Source organism: Caballeronia sp. LZ029 (genome assembly GCF_031451275.1).
In the GTDB taxonomy this organism is placed as follows: Bacteria; Pseudomonadota; Gammaproteobacteria; order Burkholderiales; family Burkholderiaceae; genus Caballeronia; species Caballeronia jiangsuensis.
On the sequence record NZ_JARUXO010000003.1, the window covers coordinates 39,032 to 60,331 of the forward strand.

Sequence of the window (21,300 nt, forward strand, 5' to 3'; positions counted from 1 at the left end):
ATGATACTCGTATCCCCCGAAAGAATCGCCGCAGTGATGGCGCTCAAGCCCGTTCCTCATTCCGTCGCGGAACTGGACGAGCAGATTCGTGGCGGATTGCCGAAATCCGCGTTGAAGGAAGGGGTCGAACATGCGACGCGCAGCGCCGAAGAACGTCGCGCGCTGCTGGCGCGCATCGTTCCGGAGGCGACCTTCAAGCGTCGGCGCGATCGTTTGAGTCCCGATGAATCGGAGAGGACGGAGCGGCTCGCGCGCGTCGTCGCGACCGCGCAGTATGTGTGGGACGACGAGGACGATGCACGCGAATTCCTCAATGTTCCCCATCCGATGCTCGAAGGGCGTACGCCGCTCGAGGTGTCGCTCACGGAACTCGGCGCCCGGCGCGTCGAAGAGTTGATGTGGAAACTCTTCTACGGGCTGCCTGCGTGAACGCTGCAAGAAAGCAAAAGGAACAAGGCGCGGGTCAGCGGCGGCTGTTCCGCATTGCCGATGGACGCTACCCGGTCTGGAACGGCACGGGAGCCATGCTGGTCGGGGGGCGCTTCAATAGTCCGGGAAAGTTCGCCATCTATGCCGCGCTGAATTTCGCGGGCGCGATGCTCGAAGTGCTGGTGCATGCACGCATCGGCAAGGTGCCGAAGACGCATGTCTGGGTCGAGGCGACCGTGCCCGACGATGTCGGCATCGAGCGCATCGAAGCCGCCGATCTGCCCCGAGGATGGGACGGCACGGATTTGCGCATCGCTCGTCGAATCGGCGATCAATGGCTCGATGAAGCGAGGTCGGCCATCCTGTTCGTGCCATCCGTCGTGGCGCGCGCGGAGTACAACGCGATCGTGAATCCGGCGCATCCGGATGCCGCCAGGTTCGACGTGTCGAAACCGCGCCCGGTGCTGTGGGATCGGCGGTTGTTTGACGATCGTGCCTGAGAAGTCGCACCCTGAGCGCCTGACGACTCAGGCAACAAGCCCAAGCGACTCCCTCACCCCCGCCGAAACCCAGCGGCTCTTGCCCGCGCGCTTCGCCCCATAGAGCGCGTTGTCGGCATCGCGCAGCACGCCGTCGAGCTCGTCGTGGTGATGGTCGAACATCGCAATGCCGATGCTCACGCCGATTTCGAGCGTCACGCCGCCATCGGTGAGAAACGGCTTCGACAGTTCGCGCACGATCACATCCGGCAGCGCGAGCGGATCGGCGTGCGGCGGCGTGACGATCACGAACTCGTCGCCGCCGAGCCGCGCGACCAGCGATCCTTCGCCCGACAGATGCCGCAAGCGCCGCGCGACGAGCGCGAGCAGCGTGTCGCCGACTTCGTGGCCGTGCGCATCGTTGACGGCCTTGAAGCCGTCGAGATCGAGATAGAGCAGAGCGGTGCCCGCGCTGTCGCGCGCACGTCCCGGCTCGCGCGAACGCACCGCCTGAAAGAGGCCCGCTCGGTTCAGCAGGCCGGTCAGTTCGTCGTGGCGCGCGCGGCGGTCGTTTTCCTGCTCGGCTTTCATCGTCGAGACGAGCATGCCGTTCAGGCGCCACGCGGCGGCGCTCATCGCGAAGAGATAAAAGGGGATTTGCAGCAGCGTGAGCCAGAGCGTCGGCTCGCCCGCCAGCACCGCGCCGATGCAGCACGGCCCGAGCGACAGAAAGATCATCACCGCGACGAGACGCGGCGCGCCGAAATTGCGGAAGCAGATGCCGCCGACCATCGCGGCCGCGGATAGAAACGAGAGCGTCGAGGCGATCCAGTCGCCCGATAGCACGGAGACGAGCGCGCCGTAGCCGACCGTCGCGCCCCACAGCGGCGCGAGCAGCACGTAGGTGTCGGTCAGCGTGGATTTGCGCGCGCGCGCCCGACGCCGGGCGACGACGAGCACGCACAGCCGCACGAGGCACACGGCGATTTCGAGCGCGAGCCAGATGTGGAACGCGGCCGTCGGATGCCGGCGAGCCAGCACCCACGCGACAGCGACCGTATTCAGCACGCCGCCCGCAAAAATCGGCAGCGTCCCGAACAGGCTCCCGACGAGGGCGACACGAATCGCGCGGGGGATATCGGCGCCCGCGTGCAGCAACCACGTTGCCGCACGTCCGCGCGGCAGGGTGAACACCTCAGTTTGTTGGTCCATGTTGGATTCCGGCGGCGGTCCGGCGATGGCTGAACCCTCGCGGGAAAGCCGGACCACACATCGGATAACGGTCGTTCGGATCGAAACTTTAGGCAGGCCGCTGCTCCCGAAGGCATGCAATGGACATTCCATGCGCGATAAAAATTATTGATTCGACGGACGTTCTTGACATTTTGTCCGCCTCGCGAACTCCCGCGCCCACGCAGGGAATGCGCCGAAGTCGCGCATAAACTTACAACCTGCTGACGCGCAGGGGCTATGTTGAGAATGATTCGCGTTTACGCTAGCTTTGCGGCTCCTACGAAAGTGGAGCACGATTTATGGCTTACATGCGCGTCCAGCCGGCATCGTCGAAGCGTTCTTCGATCTCGCCGCCGCCTTCGAATCTGTCTCTCGATGCGTACTGGCATCGGCTCGATCCGGTCACGCCCGACGCGGCGCCCGAGCGTCCGTCGGTCGGACCGAGCCTGCTCGATATCGCCGTCGCGAACCGGCAGATGCTCGTGAACATGGCGCGCGGCGTCGTCGGTTGCGCGAGCCGCGCCGAGGACGTGGTGCACGACGTCTTCGTCAATCTCATCGACTTGCCGCAACAGGACGCGGTGCGCCAGCCGATGGGCTACATCGCGCGCATGGTGCGCAACGCGTCGATCGACGCATGCCGCCGGCAAAGCCTCGAAAACATCTATCGCGCGGACGAGGAGGACGGCTTCGACGTGCCCTCGCAGGAACTCACGCCCGAAGCACGCGTGCAGGCGCGCGACACGCTGCGCCGCGTCTGCGATGCGCTCGCGCAGTTGCCCGATCGCAGCCGCACCGCGTTCGAAATGGTTCGCCTCGGCGAAGAGACGCTGCAGAGCACGGCGCGCGCGCTGAACGTCTCGCAGACGCTCGTGCATTTCATGGTGCGCGACGCGCAACAGCATTGCGCCGATTGTCTCGATGCGCGCGAACGCAATGTCGCGTGTCCCGTGTTCGTCGGCGGACGGGCGCGTCGGCGGTAAAAAAGCGCGCGCCTCGAACGTCTATTCGATGAAGGCCCATTTCGCACCCGAGAGACCCATCACCATGACGCAACAGCAAAACCAGAATCAAGCAGCGGACGATCTCGTCTACACGGTCGTCATCAACGACGAAGAGCAGTACTCGATCTGGCCGACCTTCCGCGAAGTCCCGGCGGGCTGGCGCGAAGCCGGCAAGCGCGGCGCGAAGGCCGATTGCCTCGCGTATATCGAGAGCGCGTGGACCGACATGCGGCCCGCGAGCCTGCGCCGTCACATGGACGCGCTCAACGCGCAGGCGAAGGCGCGCCTCAACTGATTCGCACGCTTCGAGGATTCAGCATGACCGAACTATCCGTGACCGCGCCCGATCTGGCCGATCTGCGCATCGAGCCGGGCCTGCCGGTCGTCGTATCGCCGCGCGCCGACGCCGACATGACACTCGCCGACGCCACGCCGCTGCTGCAACGAATCGTCGCCGAGTCGCTCGAACGCGCGGGCGGCGCGCGCTTCACCGGCTTTCGCGTCGAGTCGATCGAGGCGTTCCAGCGCTTCGCCGCGTCGTTCGGCGATCCGCTGATCGGCTATGAATTCGCATCGACGCCGCGCAGCCAGGTCGAAGGCGCGGTGTACACGTCGACGGAATATCCGCCGCATCGCTCGATTCCGCTGCACAACGAGCAGTCGTACACGCGCGAATGGCCGATGCGCATCTGGTTCCACTGCGCGCTCGCCGCGCGCTCGGGCGGCGCGACGCCGATCGCCGACAGCCGCGCGGTGTATCGCGCGTTGTCTCCATCGCTCGTCGAACGCTTTGCGAAGCGCGAACTGCTCTATGTGCGCAACTTCGGGCAAGGGCTCGATCTGCCGTGGCAGAACGCGTTCGGCACGGAAGATCCGCGCGAGGTCGAGCGGATCTGCCCGGCGCGCGGCATCGCCTGCGCATGGCGCGACAGCGAGGACGGCGAACGGCTGCTGCGCACGGAGGAGCGTTGTCAGGCGGTCGCGCGCCATCCGCGCACGGGCGACATGGTCTGGTTCAATCAGGCGAATCTCTTTCATCTTTCGACGCTCGACGAAGACATGCAGGAAGCGCTCGTCGATGCAGTCGGTCTGGAGAACGTGCCGCGCAACGTCTTTTACGGCGACGGCGCGCCGCTCGAAGCCGATGCGCTCGCCGAAATCCGCGCCGTGCTCGACGATGAGCGCATCACGTTCCCGTGGCTCACGGGCGATGTGCTGATGCTCGACAACATGCTGAGCGCGCACGCACGCGATCCGTTCGAAGGACCGCGCAAGGTCGTCGTCGCGATGGCGCAGAGTTACCGCGAGGCGCGATGACAGTTCGTCCGGCGCTTCGTGCGCGTTCATTGACGGTCGGTTATCGCGACGACGTCGTACTGGAGAACCTCGATATCGATATCGCCGCGGGCCGCGTCACCGCGCTGTGCGGTCCGAACGGCTGCGGCAAGAGCACGCTTTTGCGCACGCTCGCCGGATTGCAGCCCGCGCGCGCGGGCATCGTCGACGTGAACGGCAAGCCGGTCGCATCGATGCGCCGCCGCGAGCTTGCCCGCACGCTCACGATGCTCGCGCAGTTCAACCAGATTCCGGCGGGGCTCACGGTGCGCGAGCTGGTCGCGTATGGCCGCTATGCGCACGGCGGCTGGATGCGCGGCCTCACGCGCGCGGACCACGCGGCGATCGATGCGGCGCTCGATGCGAGCGGACTCACCGACGACGCCGCACGCGATGTCGCCGCGCTCTCGGGCGGCGAGCGGCAGCGCGCGTGGATCGGGATGGCGCTCGCGCAGGAAGCGCCCATCGTGCTGCTCGACGAGCCGACGACGTATCTCGACATCCATCATCAACTCGACATCCTCCAGGAACTGCGACGGCTCAATCGCGAGCGCGGCCTCACGATCGTCTGGGTGCTGCACGACCTGAACCAGGCGGCCGCGTTCTCCGACGAGATCGTGTTGATGCGCGCGGGGCGCATCGTCGCGCAGGGCTCGCCCGAGGCGATGATCGATCCGCGTCATTTGCAGGAGACCTTCGGCGTGCGCATGCTGCGCGTCACGCATCCGCAGACCGGCGCGCCGATGTGCGTGCCCGCTTACGAAGGCATCGGGCAAAGGGATATCGCTGCATGACGACGCTCGCTACCCGGCGCCGCTGGCGTCACAAGGCTTCGTTCTGGCGGCGCGTGTCGCTCGTGATCGAGCTGATCGTCGGACGGAAGACCGCATGACGACGCACGCTTATGCCAGCGCATCGCCGCATCGCGTGGCTGCGCGCAATCGCGTCGGCGTGATCGCGGCCGCGTTGATCGCGACGATTCTCGCGCTCGCCGCATGGCGTCTCGGCCCGCAAGTTCACGCATGGCTCGATGCGCCGACGGGCAGCGATGCCGCGCAGCTCGCGCATGTGTTCCTCTTCGATCTGAATGCGCCGCGCGTCGCGGCGGCGCTCGTCGCGGGCGGCTGTCTCGCGGTCGCGGGCGCGCTCTTTCAGGCGCTGACGCGCAATCCGCTCGCCGCCCCCGATCTGCTCGGCATCACCGGCGGCGCGCAACTCGGCCTGCTCGCGGCGATGATCGTGCCGCAGATCGTCGGCGCGGCGTCGGTGCCGTTGCTGTTCGTGTGCGGACTCGCGGCGGCGGGCTGCGTCGCGGCGGCGGCGGGCGGCTGGCGCGCGACGCCGTTGCGGCTCGTGCTCGCGGGCAGCGTGTGCATGCTGCTCTTCTCCGCGATCTCGACGCTCCTGCTCGCGTTGTTCGAGCAGACGGTCGTCGGGGCGTCGCTGTGGGCGAGCGGCAGTTTGTACCAGCCGGGCGCGTCGGGCTTGATGTCGGCGCTCGCGTGGCTCGTGCTGCCGCTTGCCGCCTTGCCCTTCGTGATGCGTCCGCTCGATCCGCTCGCGCTCGGCGACGATGCCGCCAGAGCCGCCGGCGTGAGCGTCGATGCGACACGCCTTTTCGCGATGACCGTCGCGGTCGGCTTCGCGAGCGTCGCGGTGGCGATCGCGGGGCCGTTGTCGTATGTCGGGCTGATCGCGCCCAATCTGCTGCGCATGATGCGCGGCGCGAAGTCGTCGAAGCTGGCGGCGCTCGTGCCGCTTTCGGCGCTCGCGGGCGGCGCGCTCGTGCTCGCCACCGACAGCGCCGTGCTCGCGCTCGATCTCGATTCGACCTTGTCGACGGGCGTCGCGATCGCGTTCGTCGGCACGCCGCTGATGCTCGCGATGATCCGCAGCGGCGCGGCGTGGTCCGGCGCGCTGCATGGGGGCCAGGCGGGTGAATCGGTGAAACGCGGCATGCGCGCGGTGCGGATGTTGTCGGCGCTGCCGTGGCCCGCGCTCGCGGCGCTGCTCGTCGTCATCGGATGCGCGGTGCTCGTCATCGGCGCATCCATCGGTCCGACGATGCTCGGCCCCGCGCGCTGGATCGATGCCCTCACGCATCGCGACGACATCGCCCGCATGCTGCTCGAACTGCGCGTGCCGCGCCTGTTGTGCGCGCTTCTCGCGGGCGGGTTGCTCGCGGCGAGCGGCGTGCTGATGCAGAGCATCGTGCGCAATCCGCTCGCCGGTCCCGAAGTGCTCGGCGTGACGCAAGGCGCGGGACTCGCGACGCTCGCCGCGCTGATGATCTGGCCGCTCGCCGGTCATCTCTTTCTCGCCGCGGCCGCGCTCGTCGGCGGCGGTGCGACGCTCGTCGTCACGCTGCTTTTCAATCGACGGCATCAGTACGCGCCGCTCGCGGTGGCGTTGACGGGCATCGTCATCGGCACGCTGTGCACGACGCTCGCGCAATGGCTCATCACGCAGCAGAGCGTGCAGCCGGCGCGCTTCGTCGTGTGGCTCGTCGGCGGCACGTATGGGCGAAGCTGGGGCGAAGTCGCGACGATCCTGCCGTGGTGCGTGCTGGCGCTGCCGGTGTTCGCGCTGATCGCGCGTCCGCTCGATCTGCTCGCGCTCGGCGACGATCAGGCATCCGCGCTCGGATTGCCGATCGCGTTGCTGCGTCCGCTCGTGCTGACCGTGGCGACGTTCGCGGCGTGCGCGGCGGTGGCGGCCGTGGGACCGGTCGGATTCATCGGTCTGATGGCGCCGCATCTCGCGACGATGCTCGGCGCGCGCTCGCACGGCACGCGGCTCTGGCTCGCGGCGTTGCTGGGCGCGCTCGTGCTGGCCGCCGCCGATCTCGCCGCGCGCACGCTGCTCGCGCCGCACGAGATTCCGGCGGGCGTGCTGACTGCGCTGATCGGCGCGCCTTACATGCTGGCGTTGCTCGTGATCGAAACGCGCCGCGACAAGGGACGAGGCCGCGCGCGATGAAGCCCGAAGCGCGCAGCTTCGCCGCGTTCGCGCCGCCCGAACTCGCGCCGTATCTGCAAAACGTGTGGCTCGGCACGCCGGAGGAATCTCCCGGCGATGACGCCGTGCGCATTCCGCTGACAGCGCTCGTCGATCATCGCGACGCATTGCTCGCCGCGATGATCGCGCTCTACGGCGGCGATGCCGGTCTGCACGCGCGCGCGTTGCTGTCGCAGTGGAGCAAGTACTACTTCGGCCTGGCCGCGCCCGCTGGCGTGGCGGCGGCGCGGCTGCTCGGCCGTCCGCTCGACATGTCGCCCGAACGCACGTATCTCGTGCTGAAGGAAGGCATGCCCGTCGCCCTTCATTTCGATGCCGATGCATTGCGCTCTCCCGACACCGATCCCGCGCGCCGCTATGAAGGTCTCGTCGCGCATCTGGACGGCGTGATCGGCATGATCGCGGGCATGACGAAGATCGCGCCGCGCGTCTTGTGGAGCAACGCGGGCAATCTGCTGGATTATCTGCTCGCGCATTGCCCATCGATTCTGAACGATGCGGACATCGACGCGACATGGCTCTTCCGCGCGACCGATGACAACCCGCTGCGCGCGCCGCTCCGTGACACGACGCCGCGTTCGCCGCTGCTGCCCAACCCGTTCCGCGCGCGCCGCGTGTGCTGCGTGCGCTATGAAATTCCTGGAGAGACGCAACTGTGCGCAAGCTGCCCGCTGCTTTTGACGATGCGCGACGACGAACTCGCGATGCAGGACGCGATCCGCTGAAGCGCGCGGTATCGTTCGCGGCTTGTCTGTGCATCGCGTTCGCGGGCCGTCATGCGTTCGCTGACGAAAACAAGACATGCGCGCCGCTCGCCGGCAATCCGACGGTCTCGCAGTTCAGCAAGACGATGCCAGCGCATCCGACGCGCATCGTCGTGCTCGAATTCATGTTCGCGGAGGACGTGGCCGCGCTCGACATGACGCCGGTCGGCGTGGTCGATCCCGAGTATTACGACGGCTGGATCGGCTACGACAGCGCGCGCTTCAAGGGCGTGCCGACGGTCGGCACGCGTCAGGAGCCGAGCTTGGAAGCGATTGCATCGACGCGGCCGGATCTGATCATCGGCGTGGGATACCGTCATGCACCGATTTTCGCGGCGCTCGATCGCATTGCGCCGACGGTGCTTTTTCAGTTCAGTCCCGATGTCGAGAACGGCAACGGCGACGGCGCGCGCACGCAACTCGAATGGACACGCAGCATCTTTCACACGATCGCGTGCATGACGGGGCGTGAGCAACAAGCGCGCGATGCCGACGCGAAACTCGATGCGGGTCTCGCGCGCGACGCGGCGCGTTTGAAAGAAGCGGGCTTGTCGGGCACGCGCTTCGCGCTGTTGCAGGAACTCGGCTTGCCCGACCGATACTGGGCCTATACGGGCAACAGCACGGCGGCGGGTGTGGCGCGCGCCCTCGGCGTTCGTCTGTGGCCGGAGAAGCCGACGCGCGAGGGCACGGTGTATCTGACGTCGGCGGATTTTTTGAAGCAGCCGGATTTGGCCGTGCTGTTCGTGACGACTTCGGATGCGGACGCGGCCGTCGATACGAAACTCGATTCGCCCGTGTGGCGCTTCGTGCCCGCGATGAAGGAAGGGCGCGTGACGCTCGTCGAACCGAATATCTGGGGATTCGGCGGGCCGATGTCGGCGTTGAGGCTGGGGGATGTGATTACGGAGAAGTTGATGGCGTTGCCGCGAACTGCTCCGTAGCGGGCGAAATAGGTCGAAGGCCGGTTATTCGGCGGGGTGCGGCGCGGCCTGCATATCGCGCGTATTCTTCTGAACCGCGATCGCGCCGAATAGCGTCAGCGCGAAGGACATCGCATAGAAGCCTTTCTCGCTGAGCGCGAGCGTCGCATTCATCAGGCCGACTACCAGAAGCAGGATGGCGAGCGAAAGAGACAGCCAGCTCAACCCGTAGTAGATCGTGGTGACCGGAACGCCTTCCACGCGATCTCGAACGCTCTTTTGAAGCGAGACCGCCGCAAAGAGCCCATATGCCAGCACGGTGAAGTAATAGCCTTTCTCGTTGAGCTGCATGCCTGCATTCCAGAGGCCGGCGAGATAGGCGCAAAAGCCGGCGAGCAATGCGCCCCACGATGCGGATACGAAAGCGAATGAAGGCTGTTGAGAAGAGTTGCGGGCCATTTTGTTTTCCTTATCGATAGAGATATTGAAGCGTTCAGCTTGCGTGCATCGCGAACGAGGATTCGCACTCTATCAAAGAAAAATTTCGAGATACATGGCGGCGGCGTGTCTCGCCTGCGCAAAAAAACGGGGCATCGCGCCCCGTTCCTTCACCCCATCGTCCCATTAGCCGCCACATCCACCACCGCCGACCTCACCCCACTGCGCGTCTCATTCACCACCATCCCGTTCTCCAGCTTCAGCACCCGATCCGCGAGCGAAAAATACCGGTCGTCATGCGTCACGACAAGCACCGTCTTCCCACGTGCGCGCAACTCGGGCAACAACTGCTCGTAGAACACCGCCTTGAACGCCGGGTCCTGATCCGCGGCCCATTCATCGAAAAGATAAAGCGGCCGGTCTTCCAGATACGCGACCACCAGCGCGAGCCGCTTGCGCTGACCGGTCGAAAGCGAACGCGTGGAGAACGCGCCATCGATCACCTTCACCTTGTGATCCAGCGCGAGGCGCGCGACGAGCGCATTCGCGCGCGCATCGGCGGCGGCGCGCGATGCATCGTTGGGATCGACGATGCCGAGCAGCGCATCGAAAAGATGGAAGTCGTTGAACACGGCCGTGAAGCGCTCGCGATACGCGGCGCGGCTATCGGCATCGACAGCGTTGCCATCGACTTCGATCACGCCCGACTCGGGCTCGTAAAGCCCCGTCAGCACTTTCGCGAGCGTGGTCTTGCCGCTGCCATTCCCGCCGACGATGAACACGAGCTCGCCCGGCTTGAACGTCAGATCGACGGGACCGATGCGGAACATGCGCTCGTCGCGCTCATGAAAATACGAGTGCGTGACGCCGCGCATCGTGAGCGTTTCGAAGCTCGCATCATGTGTCGATGAAACCGGCGACGCCTGCACGCGCAGACTGCCGAACTCCGCCATGACCTTCTCGATGCGCGCGAGCGAAACACGCGCCGCGTTCAGTGTGGGAATGTTGTTGAGCAGACCATCGAGCGGCACGAGCATGAAGAGAAACACGACGACATAACCCGCCGTCGAGCCTGCATCGGCGCGCACGCCGAGCGACGGCCAGAACGCCGCCGCGCCAAGAAAGCCGTAGAACAGAAAGATGATCCAGCCCACGCCGACCGCATACGCGCTGAACGCACGCCGGCGATGATCGCGAACTTCACCGATCGCCGCGCCCAGTTGCCCGTCGACGAACTGTTGCGAGCGCGTGCGATGCAGCTTCAGTTCCTTCGCCCCCGCGAACAACGCGCCGAGATAGCCGAAGAGTTTGTCCTGCGATTGCCCCGCGGCTTCGAGCGATGCGATCGCGCGCTTGTCGCCGAGGTGATAGCCGAGCGAGCCCGTGACGATGGCCGCAAGCGCGAGCAGGCACACCGGCCACGACAGCCACGCGAGATAGCCGAGGCAGCCGAACACGATCGACCCATGCATGACGATGTTCGGCAACGCGAAGAAGAGCATCGATACGTTGGTGGCATCGTCGGTCAATACGGATTGCACGGGCGCCGCGCCGATGCGCTCGACATCGCGCAACTCCGCCGCCGCCACGCGTCGCGCGACGTGTTCGCGCAACTGCGCCATCGTGTCCTGCGAGAGCCGCGCGAACAGCACGCCCGATATCACGCGCGTAAAGAGCGCGATCACCGCGCATAACGCGAAGCGCCAGGCGAGCGCGCCATCGGCGGAAGAGGGCGTCGACAACGCGCGATTGAGCGTCGCGACGAGCATCACGCTCGCGATGCCGTTCATCACGCAGGCGGCGAGCGCGGTTGCGAACGCGCCGCGCGAGCGCCTGAGCAACGCAAGGATCAGGCGCACCGCGGGCTTCTGCGCGGCGGAGGAATCTAAAGGCTCGTTGATGGCAGTCATTGGCAAGGCGTCACTGAAGTCGGGAAAGCGGTGCTGAGGGCACCTCTACATAGAGACGTTTCAGCGCGGCGAATCTTTAGCACCAGAAAAGCGGTAAATATTTTTTCGCGCGAATCGTCATCCCGAGTGAAGCCGCACTTTCAGCGGCCCACCGTTCATGCCGCAGCTTTTTCCGATGCGGCCAGAACCGAAGGAATTCATGCCGATGACGAGTTTCCCGACCGCGCTGCATCTTCGTATCAAGAACCTTGCGCGCCTTCAACCCGATGCGCCCGCGCTCGCATTCAACGCACATGACGACGCGCGTCTCTCGCGCGGCGAACTCGACGCTCGCGCGTCCCGGCTCGCGGCGCGATTGCGCGCGGCAGGCGTCGGCGCGGAAGTGCGCGTCGGCGTGTGCGTCGAGCGTTCGTGCGAATTGTTCGTCGCGTTGCTTGCCGTGCTGAAGGCGGGCGGCGTGTTCGTGCCGCTCGATCCGCATCATCCCGCCGCGCGCCTCGACTGGATCGCGAAGGATGCGGGCCTCGCGCACGGCATCGTCGATGCCACCGCCGACGAAGCGATGCGCGCACGCTTCGCGCAATGTTTCGATGTCCATCACGATCACGTCGATGCGCCCGCGCTCGATGACGACACGCCCGTGCATCCGCGCGCCGCCGCATACATGATCTACACGTCGGGCTCGACGGGCTTGCCCAAGGCCGTCGTCGTCGAGCATGGTCCGCTCGCCGCGCATTGCGATGCGCTCGCGACCGCGCTTTGCATCGGCGAGGGCGATAGCCTGCTTCATTTCGCATCGGTCAATTTCGATGCCGCGCACGAGTGCTGGCTTGCGCCGCTCGCGGTGGGCGCGCGCATCGTCATCACTGCGCCGCCGCCGTTCGCGCCTGAAGCGGCGTACGCGTTGATCGAGCGCGAAGGCGTGAACGTCGCCGCGTTTCCGCCCGCGTATCTGCGCGAATTCGCGGCGCTTGCCGAACGCAAGGGCGTGCCGGCCACGTTGCGCGTGCTCGCGTTCGGCGGCGAAGCGCTCTCACGTGAGGCGTTCGCACGCGTGCGGCGCGTGTTCGCGGCGCAGCGCCTCATCAACGGTTACGGGCCGACAGAAGCCGTCATCTCGCCGATGCTGTGGCCCGTCGAGCCGCATGTCACGCCCGATCTGAGCGATGCCGATGCCTACGCGTCGCTGCCCATCGGACGCGTGATCGGTCCGCGTGTCGCGCGCATCGACGATGGCGAGCTGCTGCTCGGCGGCGTGTGCATCGCGCGCGGTTATCACGGACGCGCGGCGCTGACCGCAGAACGCTTCGTGCCGGATGCTTCGGGCGAGCCGGGCGCGCGCATCTATCGCACGGGCGATCTCGCGCGCGAACGCGCCGATGGCGGCTATGACTATCTCGGACGCATCGACGATCAGGTGCAGATTCGCGGCGTGCGCGTCGAGCCTGCGGAAATCGCGGCGTGCTTGCGCGCGCATCCATCGATTCGCGATGCCGCCGTGCTTGCCGAATCGGCGAATGGTCGCGCGCAACTAACCGCCTGCCTCGTAGTCGCTCATGAAGCTGCGAGCGATGCCGCATTGAAGACGTATCTCGCGGAACAGTTGCCCGCAGCATGGCAGCCACATCGCTATGTGCGGCTCGCGCGCCTGCCTTATACGTTGAACGGCAAGCTCGATCGCGATGCGTTGAAGACTCAGATCGCGTCAGCGTCGGCTGTGCGTGGCGCGGACTACATCGAACCCGCGACCGATACCGAACAACGGCTCGCGCAAACCTGGCAACGCATTCTCGACGATGCCACGCCTATCGGCCGCGCGGATCGCTTCTTCGAGCGCGGCGGCGATTCGCTCGCGGCGATGCAGTTGCAAGCGGCGATTCGCATGGACTGGCGCGTGAACCTGCGTCTCGACGCGATCTTCGACGATCCGTCGCTGGAAGCACTCGCCGCGCTGATCGACGCAAGCGATGCAGAGACGAGCGATACGGTCATCGTGAGAAGCGCGGCATCGACGAACGCGCGTTACATCGATCGGCCGGCATCGTTCGCGCAGCAACGCTTCTGGGTGCTGGCGCAAACGCGCGATGCGGGCTCGGCGTATCACATCGCGGGCCATTGGGGTATCACCGGCAAGCTCGATGCAAACGCCTTGCAGCGCGCACTCGATCATGTGATCGAACGTCACGAGGCATGGCGCACGACGCTCGTCGAGAACGACGACGGCATCGTCATGCAGCGCATTCACGCGTCGTTGCCGGTAACGATCAGGCGCGTGAACGCCGATGCAATCGACGATGCACAAGCGCTTGCGCAACGTCACGCGAGCGACGCGTTCGATCTGTCGAACGGTCCGCTGTTGCGCGCGACGCTCGTAACGTTCGGCGAGGAGTCGCATCGCCTGATGTTGACCGCGCATCATGCGATCACCGATGGCTACAGCTCGCGCATCGTCTTCGAGGAACTCGCGCACGCGTATGGCGCTTACGTGCAAGGCAAAGCGCCGTCGCTGCCCGCGCTGCCGATTCAATACGCGGACTACGCGCAATGGCAGCGCGATCTGGTCGACGGCGCGGAGGGCGAGCGTCAACTCGGCTTCTGGCGCAAGGCGCTCGATGCGGCGCCCGAGCCGCTCGCGCTGCCATACGATCGCACGCGTCCCGCTGAACGCGATCATCGTGGCGGACGTGCGTCGTTGCGCTTGTCCGTCGAGACATCGAATGCGCTGCGCGAACTCGCACGCGAGAAGCACGCGTCGCCGTTCGTCGTGCTGCTATCGGCGTTCGATGCATGGCTTCATCGGCTGACCGGCGCAAACGATTTCGTTGTCGCGACGCCGGTCGCGCATCGGCAGCGGCCCGAGACTGCATCGCTCATCGGGCTGTGTCTGAATACGCTGGCGTTGCGCGCGCGCGTCGATTCTCGTCAATCGTTTTCCCGTTTGCTCGACGACGTGCGCGCACATGCGCTCGATGCATTCGCGCATCAGGACGTGCCGTTCGATCGCGTGCTCGATGCAGTGAAGCCGCCCGTCGCGCGTGGCGATGAATGGTTGCGCGTGAAATTCGCCCAGCAGTTCGATGCCGAATTGAAGGCGACTCTGCCGAATGCCACGGCAATCGCGACGCCCGGTCCCGATCTCGCGGCGCGCTTCGATTTCGCGCTCGATTTCACCGACGATGCGCGCGGCATCGAACTCGTCGCGGCTCATGCATGCGATTGCATCGATGACGCCACCGCGCACGCATGGCTCGCGAGCTTCGCGACGCTCGTCGCGGATGCGGTGCGCGATCCTTCGCGTGCGATCGCGTCGCTCGATTGCACGACGCAACGCGAATCGCAACGCGGCCGCGCGCTGACGTTCGCCGCCGACGATATCCTCGCGCTGATCGCACAACACGCGGGCGCGACGCCGCATCGCATCGCGCTCGCCGATGCGCATACGCAAATCAGCTACGCCGAACTCGACGACGCATCGAACCGCGTCGCGCTCGCGTTGCGTCAGGAGGGCGCGCAGGGCGAGCGCGCGGTGGCGGCGTGCATCGAACGTTCGGTGCGCTTTGTCGTCGCGCTGATCGGTGCAATGAAGTCGGGCGCATACGCGGTGCCGCTCGATCCGGCGATGCCGCAAGCACGCCTCGATGCCGCTATCGAAGCGTGCGGCGCGCGTCTCGCGCTCGTCGCGATGAACGACGACAACGCGCCGCGTGCACTCGGCAACGCGCAATTGCTCGATGTCGATACGCTCGCGCACGATGCATCGCTCGCGAATGACGCCGTGCAGCGCGTGCAGCCTGCGCCGGAACAAACCGCCTACGTCATCTTTACTTCGGGTTCGACGGGCACGCCGAAGGGCGTCGCCGTATCGCATCGCGCGCTTGCGGACTATGTGCAAGGCATGCTCGACGAACTCGCGTTCGCGCCCGGCGCATCGATGGCGATGGTCTCGACCGTCGCCGCCGATCTCGGTCACACCACGCTCTTCGGCGCGCTGTGCTCGGGGCGCACGCTGCATCTCTTGCCCGCTCGATGCGCATTCGATCCGGACCGTTTCGCCGCCGAGATGCGCGCGCGCGAAGTCGGCGTGTTGAAGATCGTGCCGAGTCATCTGCATGCGCTGCTCGAAGCTCAGCATCCCGCCGACGTACTGCCTTCGCATGCGCTCGTAACGGGCGGCGAGTCGTTGCCGTGGACGCTCGTCGATCGTGTGAGGAAGTTGAAGCCATCGTGCCGCGTGATCAATCACTATGGTCCTACCGAAGCGACGGTCGGCGCAATCGCGTGCGAGGCATCCGCGTTCGCCGGCGATGAACGCAACGCGCAAGGCGCGCCGCTCGGCGGTCCGTTGCCGAATGCGTGCGCTTATGTCTTCGATGCATCGGGCGCGTGCGTGCCGCCGGGCGGTATCGGCGAGTTGTATCTCGGCGGCCCGGGCGTCGCACGCGGTTATCTCGGACGTGCGGCCGCCACCGCCGAGCGTTTCGTGCCGCATCCGTTCGCGCATGGCGAGCGGCTTTATCGCACGGGCGATCGCGCGCGTCTGCTCGCCGATGGTCGCATCGCGTTTCTCGGGCGTCTCGACGATCAGGTCAAGATTCGCGGCTATCGCGTCGAACCGGGCGAGGTCAGCGCGGCGTTGCGCGCGATCGAAGGCGTGACTCAGGCCGAGACCTTGCCGATCGATCGCGATGGCCGTCTGCAACTCGCATCGTTCGTGAGCGGCACGCCGCGAAGCGAAGGCACGCTGCGCGACGCGCTCGCCGCACGCTTGCCCGACTACATGGTGCCCGCGACGATCATCGTGTTCGACGCGCTGCCCGTGACGGCCAACGGCAAGATCGACCGCGCCGCGCTGCGGGCTATCGCGATGAAGCCAGTCGAAGCCGCCGCGACGAGCGACGCACCGCAAGGCGAAGTCGAAGAAGCGATCGCATCCGTGTGGAAGGACGTGTTGAAGGCGCAGCATATCGGCCGCGACGATAACTTCTTCGAACTAGGCGGCGATTCGATTCTCGTGCTGCAAATCATCGCGCGCCTGCGCAAACGCGGCCTGCGCGCGACGCCGAAACAGATCTTCGACAACGCGACGGTCGCGCAACTCGCACGCGTCGCCAAGCCGATCGAGACTGCCGAAGCGAAAGCGCCCGTCGCTGCAACGAAGCAAGCGGACGAAACCTCGGCGCTCACGCCCGCGCAATCGCGCTTCTTCGCGCTCGACATTCCGCAGCGCGGCCACTGGAATCAGTCGATCGAATTCGATGCCCACGCATCATTCGATCTCGACGCCTTCGCGCGCGCCTTCGATGCGCTGCTGACGCATCACGAGATTTTCCGGCAACGCTTCGAGCGCGACGCCGCGACGAATGCGTGGCGCATCGTGCAGGCGTCGAAGGCGGTCGACACGCTGCCGCTCGCCGCCGTCGCCGCACACGACGAAGCCGATGCGCTCGCGCAATTCGATGCGATCCAGCGCACGCTCGACATTTCACGCGGCCCGCTCGCCTGCGCGCTCGCCGCATCGCTGCCCGACGGGCGCACGAAGCTGTACCTCGCGATCCATCATTTGATCGTCGATGGCGTGTCGTGGCGCATCCTGCTCGATGATCTGTTGAATGCCTATCGCGCGGCGGAAACGCGCGGCATCGCGAGCCTCACGCGCACCGGCGCAACGGCGTCGCAATGGGCCGCGCGGCTCGCGAAGGCGGCACGCGATCCGCAATCGCCGTTCGCCGGAGAGGTGCAATACTGGACGACGACGCTCGCGACAGGCGATGACCTGCATCTCGATCACCCGCAAGTGAAGGCGACGAACGCCGATGCCGCCGTTATCGAACAGACGCTCGATGTCGCGCTCACACGCGCCGTGCTCGCCGAAGCGAACGCCGCGTATCGCACGCAGACGGTCGAGTTGCTGATCGCCGCGCTCGCACATGCTATCGGCAAGACATGCCGTATCGAGCTGGAAGGACATGGCCGCGAAGCGCTCTTCGATGACATCGACGCAAGCCGCACGCTCGGCTGGCTGACGAGCCACTATCCGGTGTCGGTGCCGGTGGAAGCATCGCCGGTCGCCACGCTCGCCGCCGCGAAGGACACGTTGCGCGCCGTGCCGCACAAAGGTCTCGGCTTCGGCGTGCTGCGCCATTACGGCGACGCCGCGACGCGCGCCTCGCTCGAAGCATTGCCGCGCCCGCGCGTGACCTTCAACTATCTCGGCCAGTTCGAAGCACAGAACGCGCGCGACGCCGCGTTCACGCCGCGCTTCGGCGGCGCGGGCTGTGAGCGCGATCCTTCGGGCCCGCTCGGCAATGCCCTCGCGATTCACGCTTACGTGGACGACAGCGACGAACGCACGCTCAAGCTGCACTGGGTCTACGGTTCGACGCAACTGGAGCGCGCGACGATCGAAGCGCTCGGGCAGCGCTTCGAGACCGCGCTTACCGAAATCGTGAGTGCGTGCGCGGAACGCATCGCCACCAAAGGCGCAGGCGCGACGCCGGGCGATTTCCCGCTCGCACGCGATGGCGGCCTGACGCAAGCGGCGCTCGAACGTCTGCCGGTCGATCTGCGCGGCGTGACCGATATCTATCCGTTGTCGCCGATGCAGCAGGGCATCCTGTTTCATTCGCTGTTCGCGCCGGAACAATCGACGTATGTGAACCAGCTCGCGGCGACGCTGATCGCGCCCGACGTCGAGCGTTTGCGCGCCGCGTTCGAAGCGGCCGTGCCGCGTCACGATATCCTGCGCACCGGCTTCACGCCCGACGAAGCCGCGCCGATGCAGATCGTGCATCGCCAGGCGCGCATGCCCTTCGATGTGCTCGACTGGCGCGATCGAAACGATTCGCTTGCATCGTTCGAAACGTGGCTCGCGGAGGACCGCGCCCGCGGCTTCGATCTCGCGGTGCCGCCGTTGATGCGCGTCACGCTGATTCGCCTTTCGGATGAAGAATGGCGCATCGTGTGGACGCGTCATCATCTGCTGCTCGATGGCTGGAGCACGGCGCGCATGTTCGCGGACGTGTTGCGCGATTACATCGAGCCGCCTCGCGCGCAGCCTTTCGCCGCGCATTCGATGAAGACGCGCTATCGCGACTTCATCGCATGGCTCGCTGAACGCGACGCGCAGGCCGACGAGGCATTCTGGCTCGAACGCCTTGCACGTCTGGACGAACCGACGCGTATCGCGCAACGCGAGGCGAGCGATCGACCTGCGCTCGACGATCACCGTACGTGGCGCGCGACGTTCGATACCGCGACGACCGCACGCCTCATCGATACCGCGCGCCGTCTGCGCGTGACGCTCAACACGCTCGTGCAAGGCGCTTGGGCGCTCGCGTTGCAGCGCATGACGCATCGGACGAGCGTCGCGTTCGGCGCGACCGTGGCGGGCCGCCCCGACACGCTCGCGGATATCGACGACGTGCTGGGCCTCTTCATCAACACGCTGCCGGTGATCACCGCGCCGCTGCCGCAGCGTGCCGCGTCCGCGTGGCTGCGCGAGTTGCAGGCCGATAACGCCGCGGCCAACGAACATGCCCATACGCCGCTCGCGGAGATTCAACGCTGGGCGGGCCAGGGCGGCGGTGCGCTGTTCGACACGCTCGTCGTCTTCGAAAACTATCCCGTCGATGAAGCCTGGGCTGGCCGCGATGAACGCGCGCTTGCGATGCGCGATCTGCGCAATATCGAAGCGACGGACTTCGCGCTGACGCTCGTGGTCGAGGCGGGCGAATCCATCGTCATCGATTATGGATATGACGCGGCGCGTCTCGATGGAGCGCGCGTGGCGGCGCTGCATCGCGCGATGTCCGTCTGTCTCGATGCATTCGCCGCGAACGCCGATGCGCCGCTGGGCACGATCTCTCTTGCCGAAGACGCCGCGCGTTTCAACGCAACGGCGCGTGAATGGAACGACGTCGAGCGCGCGCCACTGCATCGGCAGTTCGAGCGCATGGCGAAGGCCGCACCGGATGCCATCGCGCTCGAAATAAATGCTGGCGATGGCGCTTCGATCCGCATGACGTATGCCGAGTTGAACGAACACGCGGAGCGCGTCGCGGCCGCGCTCGTGAGCGTGGGTGTCGCCCCGGACACGGCTGTCGCGCTGTGCGTCGAGCGTTCGTTCGACATGGTCGTCGCGCTGTTCGGCGTGTTGAAGGCGGGCGCGGCGTATCTGCCGATCGATCCGGATTATCCGGCCGAGCGCATCGCCTATTTGCTCGACGATGCGAAGCCCGCCGTCGTGCTGACGCGAACGCATCTGCGCGAGCGCGTGGAAGCCGTCGCTGCCGATGCGCGCGTCTTCGATATCGCCACGCTCATGCAGAACGACGCGACGCTCGCAACGCCCATCGAAGTCAGCGATGCGCAACTCGCGTATCTCATCTACACATCCGGCTCGACGGGCAAGCCCAAAGGCGCGGGTAACACGCACGGCGCGCTGGCGAACCGCATCGCGTGGATGCAGGACGCGTATCGCCTGACGCGCGAGGACGTCGTGCTGCACAAGACGCCGTTCGGCTTCGACGTGTCCGTGTGGGAATTCGTGTGGCCGCTCGCGACGGGCGCGAAGCTCGCCATCGCGGCGCCCGGCGATCATCGCGATCCCGCGCGGCTCGTCGCGGCCATCGAAGCGCATCGCGTGAGCACGCTGCACTTCGTGCCGTCGATGCTCGCGGCGTTCGTCGCACATATCGATGAGTTCGGCGATGCGCATCGCTGCGCGAGCGTCGAACGAATCGTAGCAAGCGGTGAAGCGCTCGCGCCGGAACTCGTCGCACGCGTCGCGAGGCTGCTGCCGAACGCGCGGCTCTACAACCTCTATGGTCCGACCGAAGCCGCCATCGACGTATCGCATTGGACATGCGGTGCGCGCGATATCGAATCGGCTTCCGTGCCGATCGGTCATCCGATCGCGAATCTGCAACTGCATGTGCTCGATGCGGCCTTGCATCCGGTGCCTGCCGGCGGCATCGGCGAACTGTATCTCGGCGGCGCGGGTCTCGCACGCGGTTATCTCGGGCGCGCATCGCTGAGCGCCGAACGCTTCGTGCCCGATCCGTTCGTCGCGGGCGCGCGTCTGTATCGCACGGGCGATCTCGCACGTCGCCGCGACGATGGCGCGCACGACTATCTCGGCCGCATCGATACGCAGGTGAAGCTACGCGGGCAGCGCATCGAGCCGGGCGAGATCGAAGCGTTGCTGCGCGCCGAGCCGAATGTGCGCGATGCGGTCGTGATCGTGCGCGACGAGCAGTTGATCGGCTATATCGCGTGCGCCGCGCCCGATGCGTTCGATGAAGCCGCCGTGCTGAGTTCATTGCGTTCGCAATTGCCGGCCTACATGGTGCCGTCGCACGTGATCGCGCTCGACGTGCTGCCGGTGACGCCCAATGGCAAGTGCGACCGCCGCGCGCTGCCCGCGCCGATGCGCATGCAAGGAAGCGTCGAAGCGCCGCATACGCCGACCGAACGCGAACTCGCCGCGATCTGGCAGCGCGTGCTGCATCTCGAAGCCATCGGCCGCGATGACGACTTCTTCGCGCTCGGCGGCCATTCGCTGCTCGCGACGCAGGCGAACGCGCAGGCCAATCTGCACTGGTCGCTGACATTGCCGCTGCGCACGCTCTTCGATGAACGGACGCTTGCACGTTGCGCCGCCGCGATCGATGCCGCGCTCACGCAACGCGATGCAACGGGCGGCGCACATGACGCGGCGAGCGCCATCGACGCGCTGCTCGGTGAACTGGAGACGCAATGAGAACCGC

13 protein-coding genes are annotated in these 21,300 nt (G+C 66.2%); 10 read left to right on the forward strand and 3 right to left on the reverse strand.

Annotation, left to right across the window (positions count from 1 at the left end; genetic code table 11):
- Window positions 1-429: an antitoxin Xre/MbcA/ParS toxin-binding domain-containing protein gene (locus tag QCE73_RS19605; protein WP_187604427.1), complete on the forward strand. Its 429-nt coding sequence runs from the start codon at window positions 1-3 to the stop codon at window positions 427-429.
- The gene (locus tag QCE73_RS19610) at window positions 426-929 is read left to right on the forward strand and encodes an RES domain-containing protein (RefSeq protein ID WP_309883190.1); all 504 of its coding nucleotides are present in this window, start codon (window positions 426-428) and stop codon (window positions 927-929) included. Before QCE73_RS19605 ends, QCE73_RS19610 begins: the two co-directional genes overlap by 4 nt.
- A 27-nt stretch (window positions 930-956) precedes the next feature.
- Here QCE73_RS19610 and QCE73_RS19615 read toward each other — a convergent pair whose 3' ends face one another.
- Window positions 957-2,120, reverse strand: a complete 1,164-nt coding sequence (locus tag QCE73_RS19615) for a GGDEF domain-containing protein (RefSeq protein ID WP_309883191.1) — start codon at window positions 2,118-2,120, stop codon at window positions 957-959.
- A 320-nt stretch (window positions 2,121-2,440) separates the two neighbouring features.
- On the opposite strand from QCE73_RS19615, the gene QCE73_RS19620 reads away from it, so the two are divergent.
- The 7 genes from QCE73_RS19620 to QCE73_RS19650 all read left to right on the forward strand — a co-directional run bounded on the left by QCE73_RS19620 (window position 2,441) and on the right by QCE73_RS19650 (window position 9,206).
- Window positions 2,441-3,124, forward strand: coding sequence for an RNA polymerase factor sigma-70 (locus tag QCE73_RS19620; RefSeq protein ID WP_309883192.1), 684 nt, complete (start codon window positions 2,441-2,443; stop codon window positions 3,122-3,124).
- A gap of 64 nt (window positions 3,125-3,188) precedes the next feature.
- Window positions 3,189-3,440, forward strand: coding sequence for an MbtH family NRPS accessory protein (locus QCE73_RS19625; RefSeq protein WP_309883193.1), 252 nt, complete (start codon window positions 3,189-3,191; stop codon window positions 3,438-3,440).
- 23 nt (window positions 3,441-3,463) lie between these two features.
- A complete protein-coding gene (locus QCE73_RS19630) occupies window positions 3,464-4,462 on the forward strand; it encodes a TauD/TfdA family dioxygenase (RefSeq protein WP_309883194.1) in 999 nt (332 codons plus the stop codon).
- Window positions 4,459-5,274, forward strand: coding sequence for an ABC transporter ATP-binding protein (locus QCE73_RS19635; RefSeq protein WP_187604421.1), 816 nt, complete (start codon window positions 4,459-4,461; stop codon window positions 5,272-5,274). The genes QCE73_RS19630 and QCE73_RS19635 overlap by 4 nt, the downstream gene beginning before the upstream one ends.
- 94 nt (window positions 5,275-5,368) lie before the next feature.
- Window positions 5,369-7,459 (forward strand): Fe(3+)-hydroxamate ABC transporter permease FhuB, encoded by a 2,091-nt coding sequence (gene fhuB / locus QCE73_RS19640; RefSeq protein ID WP_309883195.1) that lies wholly within the window; start codon window positions 5,369-5,371, stop codon window positions 7,457-7,459.
- Window positions 7,456-8,223 carry a siderophore-iron reductase FhuF gene (gene fhuF, locus QCE73_RS19645; protein WP_309883196.1) on the forward strand — a complete coding sequence of 256 codons (768 nt, stop codon included), beginning with the start codon at window positions 7,456-7,458 and terminating at the stop codon, window positions 8,221-8,223. The genes fhuB and fhuF overlap by 4 nt, the downstream gene beginning before the upstream one ends.
- Window positions 8,163-9,206 (forward strand): ABC transporter substrate-binding protein, encoded by a 1,044-nt coding sequence (locus QCE73_RS19650; protein WP_404989803.1) that lies wholly within the window; start codon window positions 8,163-8,165, stop codon window positions 9,204-9,206. The genes fhuF and QCE73_RS19650 overlap by 61 nt, the downstream gene beginning before the upstream one ends.
- A gap of 24 nt (window positions 9,207-9,230) precedes the next feature.
- On the opposite strand, the gene yiaA is transcribed toward QCE73_RS19650, so the two are convergent.
- A complete protein-coding gene (gene yiaA, locus QCE73_RS19655) occupies window positions 9,231-9,644 on the reverse strand; it encodes an inner membrane protein YiaA (protein WP_035508640.1) in 414 nt (137 codons plus the stop codon).
- A 149-nt stretch (window positions 9,645-9,793) separates the two neighbouring features.
- Window positions 9,794-11,533 carry a cyclic peptide export ABC transporter gene (locus QCE73_RS19660; RefSeq protein WP_309883198.1) on the reverse strand — a complete coding sequence of 580 codons (1,740 nt, stop codon included), beginning with the start codon at window positions 11,531-11,533 and terminating at the stop codon, window positions 9,794-9,796.
- A gap of 205 nt (window positions 11,534-11,738) precedes the next feature.
- Here QCE73_RS19660 and QCE73_RS19665 point away from each other — a divergent pair, with 205 nt between their 5' ends.
- Window positions 11,739-21,293 (forward strand): non-ribosomal peptide synthetase, encoded by a 9,555-nt coding sequence (locus QCE73_RS19665; protein ID WP_309883199.1) that lies wholly within the window; start codon window positions 11,739-11,741, stop codon window positions 21,291-21,293.
- The last annotated feature ends 7 nt before the right edge of the window (window positions 21,294-21,300 follow it).

What these genes read in the sequence shown, in the direction of transcription:
- QCE73_RS19665 (WP_309883199.1), top strand. Translation starts at nt 11,739, where the DNA reads ATGACGAGTTTCCCGACCGCGCTGCATCTTCGTATCAAGAACCTTGCG.
- fhuB (WP_309883195.1), top strand. Translation starts at nt 5,369, where the DNA reads ATGACGACGCACGCTTATGCCAGCGCATCGCCGCATCGCGTGGCTGCG.
- QCE73_RS19615 (WP_309883191.1), bottom strand. Translation starts at nt 2,120, where the DNA reads ATGGACCAACAAACTGAGGTGTTCACCCTGCCGCGCGGACGTGCGGCA.
- QCE73_RS19605 (WP_187604427.1), top strand. Translation starts at nt 1, where the DNA reads ATGATACTCGTATCCCCCGAAAGAATCGCCGCAGTGATGGCGCTCAAG.
- fhuF (WP_309883196.1), top strand. Translation starts at nt 7,456, where the DNA reads ATGAAGCCCGAAGCGCGCAGCTTCGCCGCGTTCGCGCCGCCCGAACTC.
- QCE73_RS19635 (WP_187604421.1), top strand. Translation starts at nt 4,459, where the DNA reads ATGACAGTTCGTCCGGCGCTTCGTGCGCGTTCATTGACGGTCGGTTAT.
- QCE73_RS19630 (WP_309883194.1), top strand. Translation starts at nt 3,464, where the DNA reads ATGACCGAACTATCCGTGACCGCGCCCGATCTGGCCGATCTGCGCATC.
- QCE73_RS19620 (WP_309883192.1), top strand. Translation starts at nt 2,441, where the DNA reads ATGGCTTACATGCGCGTCCAGCCGGCATCGTCGAAGCGTTCTTCGATC.
- yiaA (WP_035508640.1), bottom strand. Translation starts at nt 9,644, where the DNA reads ATGGCCCGCAACTCTTCTCAACAGCCTTCATTCGCTTTCGTATCCGCA.
- QCE73_RS19625 (WP_309883193.1), top strand. Translation starts at nt 3,189, where the DNA reads ATGACGCAACAGCAAAACCAGAATCAAGCAGCGGACGATCTCGTCTAC.
- QCE73_RS19660 (WP_309883198.1), bottom strand. Translation starts at nt 11,533, where the DNA reads ATGACTGCCATCAACGAGCCTTTAGATTCCTCCGCCGCGCAGAAGCCC.